This is a genomic window from Nocardioides terrigena, from assembly GCF_003047265.1.
Lineage (GTDB): Bacteria > Actinomycetota > Actinomycetes > Propionibacteriales > Nocardioidaceae > Nocardioides > Nocardioides terrigena.
The window spans coordinates 316,771-333,851 of record NZ_PZYY01000006.1 but is presented as its reverse complement, the minus strand read 5'-3'; the positions used below and the strand labels follow the sequence as shown (position 1 = coordinate 333,851).

At 67.8% G+C, this 17,081-nt stretch carries 14 protein-coding genes and 1 pseudogene; 5 read left to right on the top strand and 10 right to left on the bottom strand.

Annotated elements, in window-relative coordinates; genetic code table 11:
* Positions 1-740: 740 nt before the first annotated feature.
* Entirely contained in the window at positions 741-1,367 is a 627-nt protein-coding gene (locus DAE25_RS15305) for a TetR/AcrR family transcriptional regulator (RefSeq protein ID WP_234411075.1), read from the bottom strand.
* A gap of 123 nt (positions 1,368-1,490) precedes the next feature.
* Here DAE25_RS15305 and DAE25_RS15300 point away from each other — a divergent pair, with 123 nt between their 5' ends.
* On the top strand, positions 1,491-2,567 hold the full coding sequence (locus tag DAE25_RS15300) for a BtrH N-terminal domain-containing protein (RefSeq protein WP_107766998.1): 1,077 nt from the start codon (positions 1,491-1,493) through the stop codon (positions 2,565-2,567).
* Positions 2,567-3,238, top strand: coding sequence for a transglutaminase-like domain-containing protein (locus DAE25_RS15295; RefSeq protein WP_107766997.1), 672 nt, complete (start codon positions 2,567-2,569; stop codon positions 3,236-3,238). The genes DAE25_RS15300 and DAE25_RS15295 overlap by 1 nt, the downstream gene beginning before the upstream one ends.
* Positions 3,239-3,250: 12 nt before the next feature.
* Here the strand turns inward: DAE25_RS15295 and DAE25_RS15290 are convergent, their stop codons facing one another.
* The gene (locus DAE25_RS15290; RefSeq protein WP_234411074.1) at positions 3,251-3,955 is read right to left on the bottom strand and encodes a lysophospholipid acyltransferase family protein; all 705 of its coding nucleotides are present in this window, start codon (positions 3,953-3,955) and stop codon (positions 3,251-3,253) included.
* 100 nt (positions 3,956-4,055) lie between these two features.
* Between DAE25_RS15290 and DAE25_RS15285 the strand changes: the two genes are divergently transcribed.
* On the top strand, positions 4,056-4,625 hold the full coding sequence (locus tag DAE25_RS15285) for a PaaI family thioesterase (protein WP_107767095.1): 570 nt from the start codon (positions 4,056-4,058) through the stop codon (positions 4,623-4,625).
* Between the two features lies 1 nt (position 4,626).
* Here the strand turns inward: DAE25_RS15285 and DAE25_RS15280 are convergent, their stop codons facing one another.
* Positions 4,627-5,304, bottom strand: coding sequence for a TetR/AcrR family transcriptional regulator (locus tag DAE25_RS15280; protein ID WP_056888906.1), 678 nt, complete (start codon positions 5,302-5,304; stop codon positions 4,627-4,629).
* A gap of 131 nt (positions 5,305-5,435) precedes the next feature.
* Between DAE25_RS15280 and DAE25_RS15275 the strand changes: the two genes are divergently transcribed.
* Complete coding sequence (locus DAE25_RS15275) at positions 5,436-6,581, top strand: acyl-CoA dehydrogenase family protein (RefSeq protein ID WP_056888907.1); 1,146 nt, start codon at positions 5,436-5,438, stop codon at positions 6,579-6,581.
* Positions 6,582-6,716: 135 nt separating this feature from the next.
* On the opposite strand, the gene DAE25_RS23200 is transcribed toward DAE25_RS15275, so the two are convergent.
* The gene (locus tag DAE25_RS23200; RefSeq protein ID WP_159083754.1) at positions 6,717-6,878 is read right to left on the bottom strand and encodes a hypothetical protein; all 162 of its coding nucleotides are present in this window, start codon (positions 6,876-6,878) and stop codon (positions 6,717-6,719) included.
* Between the two features lie 360 nt (positions 6,879-7,238).
* Between DAE25_RS23200 and DAE25_RS15270 the strand changes: the two genes are divergently transcribed.
* Positions 7,239-8,933 (top strand): GMC oxidoreductase, encoded by a 1,695-nt coding sequence (locus DAE25_RS15270; protein WP_056888908.1) that lies wholly within the window; start codon positions 7,239-7,241, stop codon positions 8,931-8,933.
* An 84-nt stretch (positions 8,934-9,017) separates the two neighbouring features.
* Here the strand turns inward: DAE25_RS15270 and DAE25_RS15265 are convergent, their stop codons facing one another.
* The 6 genes and pseudogenes from DAE25_RS15265 to DAE25_RS15240 all read right to left on the bottom strand — a co-directional run.
* Positions 9,018-9,836, bottom strand: coding sequence for an SDR family oxidoreductase (locus DAE25_RS15265; protein ID WP_234411073.1), 819 nt, complete (start codon positions 9,834-9,836; stop codon positions 9,018-9,020).
* 23 nt (positions 9,837-9,859) lie between these two features.
* Positions 9,860-11,368, bottom strand: a complete 1,509-nt coding sequence (locus DAE25_RS15260) for an aldehyde dehydrogenase family protein (RefSeq protein WP_056888910.1) — start codon at positions 11,366-11,368, stop codon at positions 9,860-9,862.
* Positions 11,365-12,054, bottom strand: coding sequence for an ATP-binding cassette domain-containing protein (locus tag DAE25_RS15255; protein ID WP_456093768.1), 690 nt, complete (start codon positions 12,052-12,054; stop codon positions 11,365-11,367). Before DAE25_RS15255 ends, DAE25_RS15260 begins: the two co-directional genes overlap by 4 nt.
* A gap of 695 nt (positions 12,055-12,749) precedes the next feature.
* Positions 12,750-14,378: a long-chain fatty acid--CoA ligase gene (locus DAE25_RS15250; RefSeq protein ID WP_056888911.1), complete on the bottom strand. Its 1,629-nt coding sequence runs from the start codon at positions 14,376-14,378 to the stop codon at positions 12,750-12,752.
* A gap of 83 nt (positions 14,379-14,461) precedes the next feature.
* The gene (locus DAE25_RS15245; RefSeq protein WP_107766996.1) at positions 14,462-15,664 is read right to left on the bottom strand and encodes an NAD(P)/FAD-dependent oxidoreductase; all 1,203 of its coding nucleotides are present in this window, start codon (positions 15,662-15,664) and stop codon (positions 14,462-14,464) included.
* Between the two features lie 11 nt (positions 15,665-15,675).
* Positions 15,676-17,061, bottom strand: a pseudogene (locus tag DAE25_RS15240) (cytochrome P450); the annotation flags it as partial.
* Positions 17,062-17,081 lie beyond the last annotated feature (20 nt).

The window sequence follows — 17,081 nt, the reverse complement described above, 5'->3', positions numbered from 1 at the left end:
GCGAAGTGCGCGCCGCCCTCCGCGAGTTCACGCACAGCCTCAACACCCCAGACAGCGTTAACGTCCTCGCAGCTCGGCCCCGCCTCGCCGAGGCACCCGCGACGTCCCCAACGCGCCCAACGGCACCGAGGCGGTAGATTGAGGCCGAGGACGTCTTCGTAGTTGAACGCCCCTGAAGGGCCGACAATCGCTCGGCTGTTACAAACGGGATACAAATCGCCTGAACGAATCGGAGTTTGCGCAGGTCAGCATGGGTCACTTACTCAGTACTACGACCTGTAGTCACTTCTAGAGCTCGAGCTCACGCCGTTCGAGCAAGAGGGCTCCGGCTATGCCGGGGCCCTCGTTGCATCTCGGTATCGCGACGCGGGCACTTCCGCCCGTCGCAGGCAGCGATCCGTTGCAAATCGCTTGATAACCGGGCTACTCCGCGCATCGTCCGCCATCCGGGTAGCGCGCTTCCCGAGGCTTGTCGTGGTGCGCCTGGGCGCTGCCATGGCTCTCAATCACGACAGATCCCGGGGCACCCCAGAACCTCCACCAGGCCCGGGGCGATTCACTTGCAGAGCTGATCCCCGAGGGACTGCTGGCGGGCCGCCGCACCACCGGAGAACAGCCTCAGCCGCGCACTAGGCGAAACCGCGGCAGCAGCGAGTCCCCGGGCCACCCTGGACGCGACCGTGCCATTCACCAGCTACTGGTCCTCGGGGTCGCCGGCGATCTCGCAACCTGAGCAACCGTCACGTCGCGATTCCCTGCTCCGGCGTGATGGGAAGCCCGAGGCACCTGAGTCCCACCTCAGTGATCTTCCGGGCGGTGTCCGCCCGGGACCTGGTCGGTAGGGCGAGGTGGCTCACGGTGAGCCGCACCAGGGCTTCGGCGGCGTCGGACACCTCATCCGCCCGCAAACCGGCCACGTGGGAGGTGAGCCACCGGGCCAGGGAGCCGGAGGCGAGCTCCAACAGCTGCGCAGACGTGGTGAGGAGGGGGAGGATGCCCGTCGCGGGTGGTGGGGAATCGCGGTTGGAGATCAGGACCGCTCTGAGCAGGGGACTGTTCTCGGCTTCCTCCAGCACGAAGCCCACCGACGCCGCGAGGCCGCTTGAAGCGTCGGAGCCGTGATGCGCGAGCACGTTCTCGATGCCCTCGATGAAGCGCGCCGCCTCCCTCAGGACGACGGCTTCCCCCAAACCGGGCTTGTCGCCGAACTCCTTGTACAGCAGTGCGCGCGAGACGCCGACCGCCTCGGCGATCTCGCCCATGCGCACCCGCTCCCAGCCCCGCTCAGCGATCAGGTCGTGGGCAGTCTCGAGCACCGCTGCACGAACGTGCTCGCGGTAGCGCTCTCGCATGGAGGGGGACGACACGGTGGACAGAGTATCGACAATGTCCGACTGCGGACACGCGTCAGATGGGCCGCGTCATGACATTCTCAGCGCGGTGCCTTAGGTTTGAACAAAAATCACTAGTTGTCTTCAGGAAGAAGCCGCATGGTCAACTCGAGCGACACTGAAGTGGTCAAGTACCCGCACCGACGCGGCGGGCACTGCGGCTCCGGAGCCATGCGGGACCTCCTGGAGTGGGCCGGACTCGGTTGGGAGGGCCCCCCTGACGAAGGCCTCGTCTTTGCCCTGAGCGGCGCCTTGGATCTCTCCTACGTCAGGGACGCGGCACTCATGCCGCCGGTATACCTCGTGGGGCGGGGAGGCGACCTGGAGACGGACCTCCCGACGCGGCTGGGCGCCGAGGTCTCCGTGCATGCGACGGATGACCCGCAGGAGGGCTGGGCGTGGGTGCGCGACGCCGTACGAGACGGCCGTCCCGCCTTGGTGTGGGCCGACATCGCGGAGCTTCCCTACCTCCGCGTACGCCTGCAGATGAGTCGCCACGACATCGTCGTCATCGGTTATGACGACGAGCAGCAGGTCGCGCACGTCGTCGACAACGACCGGGACGAGGTGCAGCTCGTGCCCTACTCGGCACTGGCCCGAGCCCGCTCCTCCCAGGGGTTCCCGGTCCCGACGCGTCACACCTACTTCGACATCGCCTGGCCCGACCGGCTGCCCGACCTGGCCGAGATCGCGCAGACGGCGTTCGCCCAGGCGGCGGAGGCGATGACCACCTCCACCGGCAGCTCTATCGTCACCGGGAGGGATTCGGCCGTCGGGGCCACCGGGCTGGCCGCCGTCGACCTCTTCGCCGAGGACCTCGCTGACTGGCCGGGAGTCTTCCCCGACGACATCCTGGACCTGGTCCTCCAAGGACTCAGCGCCTTCGTCGAGAAGGCCGGCACCGGCGGCGGGCTGTTCCGCCGACTGCTGTCCAGCGGCGCCGCCGACATCGCGCGCCTGACCGGGGACGCGCGGGCGAACGAGGTTGCCGCCGCCGCGCACCTGTGCGCGGAGACATGGTCCCTGGTCGCATCGCTGGCCCGTCAGGACGGCCCAGCACGAGGACGGGTGGAGCAGGCAGCTCGCTCGGCCGCCGTACTCCCCTCGCTCGAGCGGGACCTCGTCACCGCCCTCGAGATCGCAGGGGCGCGCCAGGACCTCCGGACCGGCGCCTGATGAGGGGCGAGCTCGACCCACGGGAGGCCCTCGACCCGAGCCGGTTCGTCGACAGCAACCACCCCGACGTCCGCGACTTCACCGAGTCCGTCGTGCGGGGTGTCCGCGATCCGCGAGAGCGCATCGCGCTGCTGTTCGCGGCCGTACGCGACCGGCTCCGATACGACCCCTACAGCGTCACCGCCGAGCCCCGGGACTACCACGCCAGCGCGATCCTCGACGGTGGCCCCACGTGGTGCGTGCCCAAGGCGGTGCTGCTCACCGCGAGCCTGCGCGCTGCGGGAATCCCGGCCGTACTCGGGTTCTCGGATGTGCGCAATCACCTCAACAGCGCGTCTCTGCTGGAGCTGATGGGGACCGATCTGTTCGTGTTCCACGGGTGGAGCGCGGTGTACGTCGACCAGCTGTGGCGCAAGGGGTCGCCGGCCTTCAACTCCGAGCTGTGCCGTCGCTTTGGCGTACCTCCGTTGGAGTTCGACGGGTCGCGGGATGCGTTGCTCCACGCAGCCGACGGCGCCGGCCGACGTCATATGGAGTATGTCCGCGAACGAGGCATGTTCGTGGACCTGCCGTTCGACGAGCTCATGGCGACGCTGTTGCACACTTACGGTTCCGCCATGGTTCGCGGCTCCGACACCCCGCGCCCCCAGGATCCCCGCTTCCGGGCGTGAACGCCCAGTTCATTACGGCGGCGTGTCTGCTCCGCGCAGCTCGCACACCATCGAGGTGAGGGTGTCCTCGAGCCGCCGACGACCCACCTCGATGGCACGGGCCGGCTCCAGGTCCCGCAGGTCGTCCAGCGGGATCGGCGGTCCGACGAGCACGCTCACACGTCGTCGCCACCCCCAGCGCAACTGCCCACTGTAGGCGGGCAGGATCTCCTGTGCCCCCCACTGGGCCACCGGCACGAGCGGTACCGATGCCTCCAGAGCGATCCGCACCGCCCCCGACTTCATCGTCATCGGCAGACCGTCCTCCCGCTTGGTGATGGAACCCTCGGGGTACACCAGGAGGAGCCGCCCGTCGCGCGCCGCGCTCACAGCGTTGTCGTACCCCGCGCGTCCCGCGACGCGGTCGACCTCGACGTGGCCGGCAGCACGGAACCACCTGCCCACGACCGGCCCGCTGAAGAGGCTGTCCTTGGCCAGGAACCGCGGCACCCGCCCCTCGGCCAGCACCATCTCCGCGACCAGCAACGGGTCGAGGTGCGAGACGTGGTTGGCGGCCAGCACCGCTCCGCCCACCCGGGGGATGCCCGCGACCCCGCGCCAGTCCGGGCGACGCAGCACCACCAGGACTGGCTTGCAGACCGCCACCGCCAGCCACCAGGCGAGGCCACGTCGGTCGTTATGGATCGGGCGGCGCTGGACGGTCGAGGTCGTTCGCATCTCAGCCATTGTAGACATCAATGGCCGTTTCGTCTCTCGTGAGGACAAACATGCAAGGATGTTTCGATGCACTGTGGTCCTGGAGCCCGAGGAGCCCCCGATGAGTGATGCGCTGGTAGGCGACCACGACACCGAGCCCCCTACCCCGGGCCGCGAGATGCGTCTCGACGGGGGCACGGCGTCGACGCTGGATGCATGGATCCGGTCCATGTCGCGGCCCGCGCCGACGGCGGTGGGCCGCCTGCCCTCGCACTCCCCCACCTGCGCGGGATGCGGCAAAGAGAACCCCGCCGGCCTCGCCCTGGAGGTCGACGCCACCGAGCACGGCGTGAGCGCCGTGCACCGCTTCGACCATCGCCAGGAGGGGGCACCGGGGATCACCCACGGCGGTCTGGTCGCCGCCGCCTTCGACGACCTGTTTGGGTTCCTCCTCTACCGCGTCGGCGAGCTCGCCGTGACGAGGTCGCTGACCGTGGAGTACCTCCGTCCGGTGCTGCTGGGGGTGGATTACGAGTTCACCGCGCATGTCCGGGACCGGGCGGGACGGCGGCTCCACGTGAACGCTGCAGCCGCGGACGAAGGCGGCCGGCAGGTCGCGACAGCGCACGCGACGTTCGTCATCGTTGACGTCGAGCACTTTGAACAGGGCAGTCCCGCGAAGCGCTCGTGACTCACTCGCCAATGAAGGGCTCCAGCTCGACCGCCGGGTCGAGGTGGATGCCGTGGGCGGCCAGGGCGTCCTGAAGAACCAGGGTGACGTGGCGCGAGAGACGCCGCACCATCAGGTCCAGGGTTTCGTCGCGCTGGTCGAGCCACCAGATGACTGTGGCGTCGACCATGCCCATCACGCCAACCAGGATGCCCTCAGGGAACGACTCGTCCCCCGATTTGGTGTACCCCCGTGCCGCTGCGGCGATCTCGTCCAGCAGACGCGAACGACCCATCCGAGCGCGGTGCAGGGTCCGACTCTGCCCTCGAGCCGCCAGGAAGCGGTAGAGATGGGGGTGGGCGTCGGCCCAGGTCGCGCAGGCGTGCACCAGCCCCTCGACGACCTGTGCGGGCGTTCCCCGCCGAGCGAGGTGCGGGCGGACCCGCTGGATGAGGTCCTGCGCGGCGAGGCGGACCACTTCGTTATCGAGGTCCTCGCGGCTGGCGAAGTAGCGGTAGACGTGCGGCCTCGGGATCCCAGCCCGCTCGGCGATCAGTGCCGTGCCGGCGTCCGCGCCCCTCTCGTCGACGACCTGCAGAGCAGCGTTGGCCACGTGGCGCCGCCGGCGGTCGCGGACCTCATCATCGCGGGAAGACCGGCGCCGCACCGTGGAATCCACCCATCGCCCTTCCTCGACCACAGCCGCAGCCTATGCCCGGGGGCGCCGACGACCGGCGCTGACCGAGCGGCGCACAAAGGAACACCTTGTACCCAGCACCCGCATCATGGTCGAATGGGTACACCCTGTACCCGCTCCGCTGGAGGCTCCCCATGACCACTCGCCGCTCCCCTTGGATGGACGACGACCTCGACGACGTCCGTGACCTTGCGCGCACGTTCTGCGAGAAGGAGGTCAAGCCGCACATCGAGACCTTCATCGCCGACAAGCACGTCGACAGGCAACTGTGGAACCGCGCTGGTGACGTCGGTCTGCTCTGCCTGTCGATCCCCGAGGAGTACGGCGGCGGCGGTGGCACTTTCGCCCACGAGGCCATCTTGATCGAGGAGCAGGCACGGGTCGGCGACAGCTCTTGGGGGGCGTCTCTGCACAACGGGATCGTCGCCCACTACCTGGTCGGCTACGGCACGGAGGAGCAGAAGCAGCAGTGGCTGCCCAAGATGGCGTCCGGCGAGGTCGTCGGCGCGATTGCGATGACCGAGCCCGGGACCGGCTCGGACCTGCAGAACATCAGGACCAAGGCGGTGCGCGAGGGTGATGAGTACGTCGTCAGCGGCTCAAAGACTTTCATCACCAACGGCTCGCAGGCCGACCTGGTGCTCACCGTGGTCAAGACCGATCCGGACGACAGCGCCGCCGGCATCTCACTGATGCTCGTCCCCGCCAACGCGGAGGGCTTCTCCCGCGGGCGGGTGCTCGACAAGATCGGGATGAAGGGACAGGACACCTCGGAGCTCTTCTTCGACAACGTCCGCGTCCCGGTCACCAACCTGCTGGGCCTCACCGAGGGCCAGGGCTTCGTGCAGCTCATGCAGCAGCTTCCCCAGGAGCGGCTGCTCGTCGCGGTCTCCAACGTCGCTGCGATGGAGTTCTGCCTGGCCGAGACACTGGCCTACGTGCGCGACCGAAGCGCCTTCGGACGGCCGATCTGGGGGTTCCAGAACACCAAGTTCAAGATGGCAGAGGTCGCCACAGAGGCTCGCGTGGCACGGTCCTTCGTGGACGAGTGCATCCAGCTCCACGTCGGCGAGGGTCTGGATATCCCAACCGCCGCCATGGCGAAGCTGTGGTGCTCCGAACGAGCGCAGCGCGTCGCCGACACCTGCCTCCAGCTGCACGGAGGCTACGGGTACATGAACGAGTACCCCATCGCCCGGATCTGGGCCGACATGCGCGTCTCGCAGATCTACGCCGGCACCTCCGAGATCATGAAGGAGATCATCAGCCGGTCCCTGTGAGGACTGACCCCGCTCCGGCGGCACCGCCGGAGCGGGAGCCGGCGGGCCGGGTGTTGTGCGCCGAGCCCCGCCGGGAGCCTCCGCGTTGGGCGAGAGCACAAGACGCCCACTCCACCGACGTGACAGCCTCGACAGTCATCGTCTGAAAGGAGTGACATGAGCCAGCGAGTCGACTTCGTCTACCGCGTGTTCCTCCTCGCCGAGAGCCCGAGAACCAAGATGCACCGCATCGAACGGCTCGATGACGTCGGTTTCGCCATGTTCATCAAGATGCACCACGCCCTGATCGACAGTCACGCCGAGATGACGCTGCACAGTTGGTCAGCTCGCGGCCGTCAGTTACTCCTCGCTGCTCCTGGCTTCGATGGTGACCCCCGTGGGTCTCGCATCCGTCGGCGCTCTGCTGCCCGATCCCTTCAGTTTCAACCTGGTCGTCAGCGGCGTCTCCAGCCCGACGGAGGACTCCTTCTTCCGCGGCAGCCGTCTCGGGGGGATGAACCCGGCATCGCCGCAGCTCGACGCCGCCCACCCTCAACCTCACCCTGCTCTCGTACGCCGGAAGCAGCTGACTGCCTGCACGCAGATCCGTCAGATCGGCGGAACTGCCGGTCCGCTGCGCCGCTCGCGTCGAACCCCTCACCGAAGGATCCACATCCCATGACCTCGACCCACTACGACGTGCTGATCATCGGCTCCGGCTTCGGCGGCTCGGTAACCGCCATGCGTTTGGCGGAGAAGGGATACCGCGTCGGGGTGCTCGAAGCGGGCAAGCGCTACGACACCGACGACCTGCCCGCCTCGTCCTGGGACACCCGTCGGTTCGTCTGGGCGCCACGGCTCGGCTGCTTCGGCATTCAGCGTATCCACCTGCTGCGCGACGTCGTCATCTTGGCGGGCGCCGGGGTCGGCGGAGGGTCGCTCAACTACGCGAACACCCTTTACCAACCCCCTGCCCCGTTCTTCAACGATCCACAGTGGGCGCATATCACCGACTGGCACGCCGAGCTGGACCCGCACTACCGGACGGCACGGCAGATGCTGGGTGTCACGCAGAACCCCCACGTGACGCCTTCGGACGAGGTGCTGCGCGAGGTCGCGCGCGACATGGGTGTGGAGCACACCTTCACGCTCACCCCCGTAGGCGTCTTCTTCGGAGAGCCCGGCAAAGAGGTGCCCGACCCGTTCTTCGGCGGGGCGGGGCCGCGCCGCACCGGCTGCACCCAGTGCGGGTCGTGCATGACCGGGTGCCGGGTCGGGGCGAAGAACACCCTGGACAAGAACTACCTGTACTTCGCGGAGAAGCTCGGGGCTGAAGTACGCCCCCTGACCACCGTGGTCGACGTGCGCCCGCGCAGGGGAAGCGGGTACGTCGTCGACGCCGTCCGCACCGGCAGGTCCGTACGCCGGCGCCGCAACCGGCAGTCATTCACGGCCAACCAGGTCGTCTTCGCAGCGGGCACCTACAACACCCAAAAGCTGCTCCACCGACTCAAGGCCACTGGCTCCCTGCCGTACATCTCCGACCGGCTAGGCACGCTGACCCGCACCAACTCCGAATCAATCCTCGGGGCGAAGTCCCGCGATCGATCCAGCGACTTCACGCGTGGCGTGGCCATCACATCCTCGATCCACCCCGACGAGTTCACCCACATCGAGCCGGTGCGCTACGGGAAGGGCAGCAATGCCATGTCCCTGCTCCAGACCGCCCTCACCGATGGGGACGGCCGCGGCCCCCGGTGGTGGCGATGGCTACGGACGATCGCGACCCAGCCCTCGCACCTGACCTGGTTCAGTCCGCGACGGTGGTCGGAGCGGACGGTGATCCTGCTGGTGATGCAGACGCTGGACAACTCCATCACGGTGCGGTCGAAGAGGAACCTCCTCGGTCGCCACACGATCACCTCGGGACCCGGCCACGGAGCACCCAACCCCACCTGGATCCCCGTCGGCAACGAGGCCACCCGTCGCGTCGCCGAAAAGATCAACGGCGTGGCCGGCGGATCCACGGGGGAGATCGCCAACATCCCGATGACCGCTCACTTCATCGGCGGGTGCGCCATCGGGGACTCCCCGGAAACGGGGGTCATCGACCCCTACCACCGCCTCTACGGCCACGACGGGATCTTCGTCGTCGACGGCTCCAGCATCTCGGCGAACCTGGGCGTCAACCCCTCGCTGACGATCACCGCACAGGCCGAGCGGGCCGCCTCCTTGTGGCCCAACAAGGGCCAGCCGGACGAACGTCCCCCGCTGGGCGCCGACTACCAGCAGATCTCCGCCATCGAGCCGGAGCGGCCGGCCTTCACCCACCCGGAAGCGTCCGTCGCCGAGGGCGGCCAGCACCAGAGGTAAGCCCCAGACTGGAGACGACCGCGAGCGGCGTGGCGCTCGCGGTCGTCCCGGATGGCTCCGTGGCGCGAGATTACGCCGGTGGCATCAGCTGCGACCGACCCGCTCCAAGTAGGCCTGACGCGCCGCGGTGTCCACGCGGTCGAGGAAGACCGTGTCGGTCCCGAGCATCGCCCCGAGCTGGGTCGCGATCCGCTCGGGAACGAACTTCATCGCCGCCACCATCGTCCCGGCGATACGCGTGACTCGCACGAAAGGCCGCGGGCGCTCGATGAGATCCGCCGTGGCGCGCGCGATCTCCTGCGGCTCCGCGTTGCGCATGCCCTTGGCTCCGCTCGTCCCCGAGACCAGCTCGGTGTTGGTGAAGGTCGGACGCACCGTGGACAGGGCGACACCCGACCTGCGGTACTCCTGCCTGGCGGCCTCGGTGAACCCGATGACCGCGAACTTGGTCCCGCAGTACGTCGCCAGCCCCGGGACCGGAAGCTCCCCGGCCAGTGAAGCCGTGTTGATGATGTGACCATGTCGCCGGGGCAGCATTCGCTGCAGGGCGATCTTGGTGCCGAAGATGACGCCCAGAACGTTGATCTCCACCTGCCGGCGGGTGACCTCGTCTGTCTCCTCGTGCACGTGCCCCGTCGGCATGACGCCCGCGTTGTTGATGAAGACGTCGATCGGCCCCAGTGCCTCCTCGGTCACGTCGAGAAAGGACGCGATGGAGGCAGGGTCGGTGACGTCCAGGCGCACCGCGACGTCGAGGTCGAGCTCCTCGGCGGCCACCTTGAGCTGGAGCTCGTCGATGTCCCCGATGGCGACCCGATGACCGCGCCTGATGAGCTCCTCCGCGGTGTGATAGCCGATCCCCCGGGCGCCCCCGGTGATGGCGACCACTCGTCGCTTGTTCATTGTCGTCATGGTTCCTCTTCCTTTCAGAGGCCGAGTCGCTGCCGCAAGCCACGACCGGCGGCCAGGCGCAGCACTCGGCCGGCGATCGCCGTACGCCGGGCGGAATACGGGTACCAGGTGAGCTCTTTGGTGGCCAGCGGAATCCGCGGCTCAGTGATCGCTTGGACGCGGCAGTACTTCCGCAGACCCTGCGCGCCACCCAGGCGTGCACCCAGGCCTGAGGACTTCCAGCCGCTGTGAGGTAGCCCCACGGCGAACAGGTTGCTGAAGACGTCGTTGACGTTGACCGCACCTACCTCGAGCTGGTCGGCGATGCGCCGGCCGCGGGAAACGTCTCGTGTCCACACGGTGGCCGAGAGCCCGTACTCGGAATCGTTGGCCAGGGCCACCGCCTCGGCCTCGTCGGCCACCCGCATGACCGGCAGCGTTGGCCCGAACGTCTCCTCGGTCATACAGACCATGCTGTGGTCGACGTCGACGAGCAGCGTGGGAGCGAAGAAGTTGCCCTCGTCGCCCCGCGCCCCGCCGACCAGCACGCGCGCACCGGACTCCTGGGCCTCCCGCACATGCCGCTCGACCGTGTCCACCTGCGTCCGGGTCACCATGGCGCCGACGTCGTCGCGGGCTCGAGAGCCCTGCTTCAGCGCTCCGAGGGCCGCTTCCACCTTCTCCACGAACCGGTCGTAGACCGCGTCCACCACGTAGACCCGCTCGACCGAAATGCAGACCTGACCGGAGTTGAAGATGCCGCCCCAGACGATCCCGTGCGCCGCCCGATCCAGGTCGGCGTCCTCAAGCACGATGGCAGCGTCCTTGCCTCCCAACTCCAGGCTGACCGGCTTGAGCAGCTGAGCACAGCGAGTGGCCACCCGACGACCCGTCGCCGTCGAGCCCGTGAACTGGACGAAGTCGACAGCCTCGACCACCGCTTCTCCGGTCTCCCCCGCCCCGGCAACGTGCCGCAGGACCGGCGGGGCGCCGATCTCGTGCCACCCCTCGATGACGCGCGCGCAGGTCAGCGGGGTCATCTCCGACGACTTCGTCAGCACCGCACACCCCGCTGCGAGCGCGGGCGCTGCGTCCATCAGGAAGAGGGTGATCGGGAAGTTCCACGGGATGATCAGTCCGACCAAGGGGTAGGGCCGATAGCTGCGGGTCAGCCGCTTCGGGAGGCTGAGTAGTCCTCCTGCCCCCACTCGTTCGGGGGCGAGGAACTCCTTCGCATGGTCGGCGTAGAAGGAGATGAACTCGCACGAGCCGGTTGTCTCCACCAGCGCGTCCGGGCGGACCTTGCCGGTCTCTGAGACGAGCAGGTCAGTGAGCTCAACGGTGTGGTCGAGGATCCAGCCCCGCCACTTGCGCAGCCAAGTGGCGCGCGCAGCGGGACCCATGTCGCGCCACGCGACCTGTGCCTCGCGCAGCTCCTCGGCGGCGGCGCGCACGCGGTCGCGGTCGACGATCGGGATCGATCGGAGTGCTTCGCCGTCGGCGGGACGACGGATCTCCAGGGTGGGTGCGGACGGGGCGTTCATGAGACTTCCTCGAGGTCGGTGACGGTGCCCGGCAGGGCCTGGTTTGCTGCGCCGTCAGACGACGGCCGCCGTGGGAAGCGGTCGGCCTTCGGCAGCGTGCGCGGGACAGCGGTCGCGATGTCGCTAGCGAAGGAGTACGGAGGCGGGGTGATCCCGTGTTCGCGACACCAGCCACCAGGCTCACGCTGGCTACGCCGCGGGATGCCGTTGGACGGCTCCTGCTGTCGCGGGATCGGGAGAAGCGGGGGCAGCTCCTGGCCGCGCTCGGCCTCGAGCTCGTCGGCGTCCTTCTCCTCGGACATGCCGATCGGGCCGACCCGCTGGGCGTTGAGGAACTGGCGGACCACCGGCTCCTCCGACGACGGCAGCATCTCGCGCGGGCCGAACACGGCCAGGTGCCGGTGGTAGAGCAGCCCGATGTTGTCGGGCACTTTGCGCGCGGTGTTGCCGTCGTGGGTCACGATCAGGAACGTCGCGTCGATCTGCGCGTTGAGGTCGATGATCAGCTGGTTGAGGAACGAAGTACGGACCGGGTCGAGGCCGGAGTCGGGCTCGTCGAAGAGCACGATCTCGGGGTCCAGCACCAGGGCGCGGGCCAGGCCGGCGCGCTTGCGCATGCCGCCGGAGATCTCACCGGGCAGCTTGTCCTCGGCACCGAGCAGACCGACGAGGTCCATTTTCTCCATGACGATGTCGCGGATCTGGGACTCGGACTTCTTGGCGTGCTCGCGCAGCGGGACCGCGACGTTGTCGTAGAGGCAGTGTGCGCCGCACGAAGTCGTCCACCTTCTGGTTGCACCCGAGGAGCAGGAGTGCCTCGTGATCGGCGTAGAGGAAGACGCCCCGCTTGTCGGGGTGCACGATGTCCATGGTGCGCCGTGCCTGGTGGTGCAGGATGCGAAACTAGCCAGTCCAGGTCTGCTCGACTCAACAATGACGCGCAGGTCTCCGACGGGACTGTTGGAAAGCGCGAGTTCCGCGTCGGGGGGTAGTTGTCGACTTGTGGAAGCCCACATCCACGCCTGACGTCCGCCCGGACGCACCACGAGCGGCGGCCGCAGCCCGGCGTCTGCCGCCAGGTGTCGGCACGATTCCTCGAGCGACTCCACAGCGTCCTGCTCCTCGCCCGCAGCCAGGACGAACGCGGTGTGGTAGCCGCTCACGGGGTATCCGCCTAGCTCCGATGAGAGCCACTGGCTGTCCAGGACCTCACCGTCCAGCACCCGGGAGACCGTTTCGATCCAGCGAGCGTTCCGCCCGATCTCAACGCGACGGCGTGCCTCGTGGTAGACCCGGCTGGTTTCGTTGATGGAGCGATCGATCCAGTCGGACGCCGGACAAGCGACCTGCTCCAGTCTGCGCCTCACGTCCATCAATGAGCTCAGACCTCAACGACCGTGAGGACGCCGGCGGCGTGCTGGGCACGGAGCACCTTCTTGTCGAACTTGCCAACCGACGTCTTGGGCACCTCGGACACGAAGCACCAACGCTCGGGCAGCCACCACTTGGCAACCTTGCCCTCCAGGAAGTCTCTCAGCTGCGAAGGGGCCACCTTGGCGCCCTCCCGAACCACGATCACGGCGAGAGGGCGCTCCTGCCACTTCTCGTCCGGCACGCCGATGACCGTCGCCTCCAGCACGTCGGGGTGACCGGCGAGCAGCAACTCGAGCTCCACCGAGGAGATCCACTCGCCGCCCGACTTGATGACGTCCTTCGCGCGGTCGGTCAGGGTGACGAAGCTGCGATCGTCCATGCGACCGACGTCTCCCGTCCGCAACCACCCGTCGTCGAACTTCTCCGCGTCCTCATCGCCGACGTACGCCCCGGTGATCCACGGGCCACGCACCTGGATCTCCCCGACCGACTCACCGTCGTGCGGCACCTCGTTGCCCTCGTCGTCCACCAGCCGCAGCTCGACCCCGGCGACCGGCCGGCCCTGCGAGGCCCGCAGCGCCCAGTGCTCCTCACCGCTCACCGACGCCGGAGGCCGTGCGATGGCAGCCAGCGGTGAGGTTTCCGTCATCCCCCAAGCCTGCACGATCTGCACGCCGTACTTCGCCTGGAAGACCTGCATCAGGTGCAGCGGCACAGCCGACCCTCCGCATGCCACCAGCCCCAACGAGGAGATATCGTGCCCGGGGTTGGCCTCGAGGTAGTTGAGCACGTCGCTCCAGATCGTCGGCACGGCACCGGCGACCGTGGGGCACTCACTGGAGATAAGGCGGACCAACGGCTCTGCCTGGAGGAACCGGTCGGGCATGACCAGGTCGGCTCCGGCCATCAGAGCTGCGTAGACCAGCCCCCAGGCGTTGGCGTGGAACATCGGGACGATGGCCAAGATCGCATCGTCACCGCCGACGCTCAGCCCGTCGGCGGCGCACGCCGCCATCGAGTGGAGGTACGTCGACCGGTGGCTGTACGCAACGCCCTTCGGGTTGCCCGTCGTGCCCGAGGTGTAGCACATCGCCGCGGCCGAGAACTCGTCGACCTCCGGCCAGTCGAATGTCTCCGGCTGGCCGGCGATGAAGTCCTCGTAGGCCACCACGGTGACGCCGTCACGCTGCAGCGGCGCGAGGTCGACGCCGCCCGTCACCACCACCGTGCGCACTTGGGCGAGCTGGGGCAGGACCGCCGCCAGGAGGGTGGCCAGAGTGCCGTCTACGAGCACCACCCGGTCGTCGGCATGGTTGGCGATGTAGACCAACTGCTCCGGGGCCAGGCGAGGATTGAGAGTGTGCAGGACCGCGCCCATCGAGGGCACCGCACAGTAGGCCTCGACATGCTCCTGGTTATTCCACATGAGGGTCGCGACCCGCTCGTCGCCCGTCACGCCACGGGCGCGCAGGGCGTGAGCCAGTTGCGCCGACCGGCGACCCACGTCCGCGAACGTGCCGACCTTGACCGAGCCGTCCGGCTGGAGCGTACGGACACGAGCGGTAGCGTGCACGCGCGAACCGTGCCGCAGGATTGCGGCGGTCGTGAGGGGGATGTTCATCATGGTGCTCTGCATCGAGGTTCCTTCGGGGTAGTGGCGCGATTCGGAGCCTGGGACACGACAGCTGGCCCGCGTCGGGTGGGCCAACAGGCGGGACATCAGGATGCGCGGGCGGCCTTGAGCTGGGCCCGGTCGACGTCGAGCCCCCGACTGATCGCCTTCCTGGCCTCCATGAAGTCCCGCGGTCGATTCACGCAGTCCGCGGCCAGCAGCCGGCCCTGCTGGAGGTAGTAGCAGGTGAAGTCGCGATCATCTGTGGGGTCGCCACTCAGAACGAGCTCGTCGTAACCGGTGTTCAACCCCGCTATCTGCAGCTTGAGGTCGTACTGGTCAGACCAGAACCACGGCAGCGCTGCGATAGGGCGCTCCTTACCGCACAGCGTCGCGGCTGCCGTCTTGGCCTGTTCCCCGGCACTGGGCACAGACTCCAGCCTGACCAGTCGGCTGTAACGAGCCATGCGGTGGCTGGCACAGTCACCGGCGGCGACGATTCGAGGGTCGCTGGTGCAAGCCAGGTCGTCAATCACGATTCCGTCCTCGACTAGCAGGCCAGCATCGGCGGCCAACTCGGTGTTGGGAACCAGGCCCACACCGACGATCACGAGGTCGGCAAGGATCCGCTCTCCACCCGCCAGAACCAATTCACGGACGCGGTCGTCGCCGGCCATGGCGTCGACAAGGGCGCCCGTCCGGACAACCACACCGGCATCGCGGTGAACGCGCTCGTAGAACGCCGAGACCTCAGGTGCCGTGACCCGCTCGAGCACGCGCTCAGCGGCCTCCAGCACCGTCACCTCCAGACCGAGTGCCCGCAGGGACGCGGCTGTCTCCAAGCCGATGTATCCACCGCCGACGATCACGGCGTGGCGACCCGGGGCCGCCCAAGCCCGGATCGACGCGACGTCCGCGAAGGTCCGGAGGTAGAAGATCCCCGGCAGATCGATGCCGGACACGGACAGGCTGCGCGCCCGGCCCCCCGTGCACAGGGCGAGACCGGCGTACGCCATCGTCGTGCCGTCGCTCAGCACCACCTGTTGCGCCGCACGATCGATCTGCGTGACCGTCCCCTGCACGAGGCGGATGTCGTGCTTGTCGTAGAACTCCGCCTTGCGGATGGCGAGCTCTTCCAGGCTGCTCTTGCCAGCGAGGTAGGCCTTGGAGAGAGGAGGACGTTGATAGGGCAGCGCCGGCTCGTCACCGACCACGACGATCTCTCCTGCCCTACCCTCCTGCCGGAGTCCGGCCGCCACCTGGACACCGGCATGGCTGGCACCGACGACCAGCGCCCTCCCCTCGGTCACGCGTCGGTCTTCGGCGTCAGCTGGACCATCAGCCTGCTGATGCCGCGCACGAAGTTGGACTGGACGTACTCCGGTTCGTCGACGACCTCGATCTTGTCGAAGCGCGGCAGCAGCTCCTCCCACAGGATTCGCAGCTGCATCTCCGCCAGTCGGTTGCCCATGCACCGGTGGACACCGAAACCGAAGGAGATGTGGTTGCGAGCGTTGCGTCGGTCGATGATCAGGTCGTCCGGCCGGTCGAACACGCGCTCGTCGCGGTTGCCCGAGGCATACCACATCACGAGCTTGTCTCCCTTGCGGATGAACTGTCCGTTGAGCATCGTGTCCTTCTTGGCCACGCGGCGCATGTAGGCCAAGGGTGTCTGCCAGCGGATGATCTCCGAGACCATGTTCGGGATGAGGTCGGGGTTGGCCTTGAGCTTCTCGAACTGGTCGGGGAACCGGTTCAGTGCGAGGACACCGCCGCTCATGGAGTTCCGCGTGGTGTCGTTGCCGCCGACGATGAGCAGGGTGAGATTGCCCAGGAACTCCATCGGACGATCGATCAGGTCCTTGGTGTCCTCGTTGCTCTGCAGCATCGTGATCAGGTCGAAGCCCGGCTCCTCGCCGGCCGCGAGCCGCGCCTCTTTGTCGCGCCACAGGGCACTCAGCCCTCGCGCTGCGTCGACGAACCCGCGGAACACCTCATCGTTGTCCGAAGGACCGCCGTTGGCCTGCTCCATAGAGCTAGCCAAGTCTGACCACTCGACGAGCTTTCGGCGCTCCTCGTAGGGGAAGTCCAGCAAGGTTGCCAACATGCGCGCAGTGAGCTCGATCGAGACGCGGTCGACCCAGTTGAAGGGCTCACCGATCGGGAGATCGTCTAGCACCTCTTGGACGCGCGAGCGGATCAGCCCCTCCATCTCCCGCAGATTCTTGGGAGCCACGACGCCCTGGACGGCAGCGCGCTGGCGGTCGTGCTTGGGCGGGTCCATCGCAATGAACATGGCGACATCCATGAACCGCGGAGGCTCGCCGATGATAATGAAGGGCTCCGCCGAGAAGGTCTCATGGTCCTTGTCGACTGCGACGATATCGGCGTGCCGGGTGACCGACCAGAAGGGACCGAAAGGGCTCTTGGCCTGAAAGTGCACGGGGGCCTCGTTGCGCACCCGCTCGAAGTACTCCTGCCACCTGCCCTGCCGGTACAGGAACGGGTTGCTCAGGTCGATATCGGCGAGGGCGACCTCCTCCACGGGGGGGATGGGCTCCTCGACGAAGATCTTTTGTCCATTGGTCCGTGTCACGAAACGACGGGTCTTGTCGTATAGGTGCGCCCCACGGATCTGCATCTGCATAGGGACGACGGACTGAACTCGCTCAGTCACGGCGTCGGTCACGGTAGTCAGGGTCGTCATGACGCGGTCTTCCTCTCGTC

Coding starts and splice junctions, on each gene's coding strand:
- DAE25_RS15300 (WP_107766998.1), top strand. CDS start 1,491: ATGGTCAACTCGAGCGACACTGAAGTGGTCAAGTACCCGCACCGACGC.
- DAE25_RS15295 (WP_107766997.1), top strand. CDS start 2,567: ATGAGGGGCGAGCTCGACCCACGGGAGGCCCTCGACCCGAGCCGGTTC.
- DAE25_RS15290 (WP_234411074.1), bottom strand. CDS start 3,955: ATGCGAACGACCTCGACCGTCCAGCGCCGCCCGATCCATAACGACCGA.
- DAE25_RS15285 (WP_107767095.1), top strand. CDS start 4,056: ATGAGTGATGCGCTGGTAGGCGACCACGACACCGAGCCCCCTACCCCG.
- DAE25_RS15275 (WP_056888907.1), top strand. CDS start 5,436: ATGACCACTCGCCGCTCCCCTTGGATGGACGACGACCTCGACGACGTC.
- DAE25_RS15270 (WP_056888908.1), top strand. CDS start 7,239: ATGACCTCGACCCACTACGACGTGCTGATCATCGGCTCCGGCTTCGGC.
- DAE25_RS15265 (WP_234411073.1), bottom strand. CDS start 9,836: ATGAACAAGCGACGAGTGGTCGCCATCACCGGGGGCGCCCGGGGGATC.
- DAE25_RS15260 (WP_056888910.1), bottom strand. CDS start 11,368: ATGAACGCCCCGTCCGCACCCACCCTGGAGATCCGTCGTCCCGCCGAC.
- DAE25_RS15255 (WP_456093768.1), bottom strand. CDS start 12,054: ATGGAGAAAATGGACCTCGTCGGTCTGCTCGGTGCCGAGGACAAGCTG.
- DAE25_RS15250 (WP_056888911.1), bottom strand. CDS start 14,378: ATGCAGAGCACCATGATGAACATCCCCCTCACGACCGCCGCAATCCTG.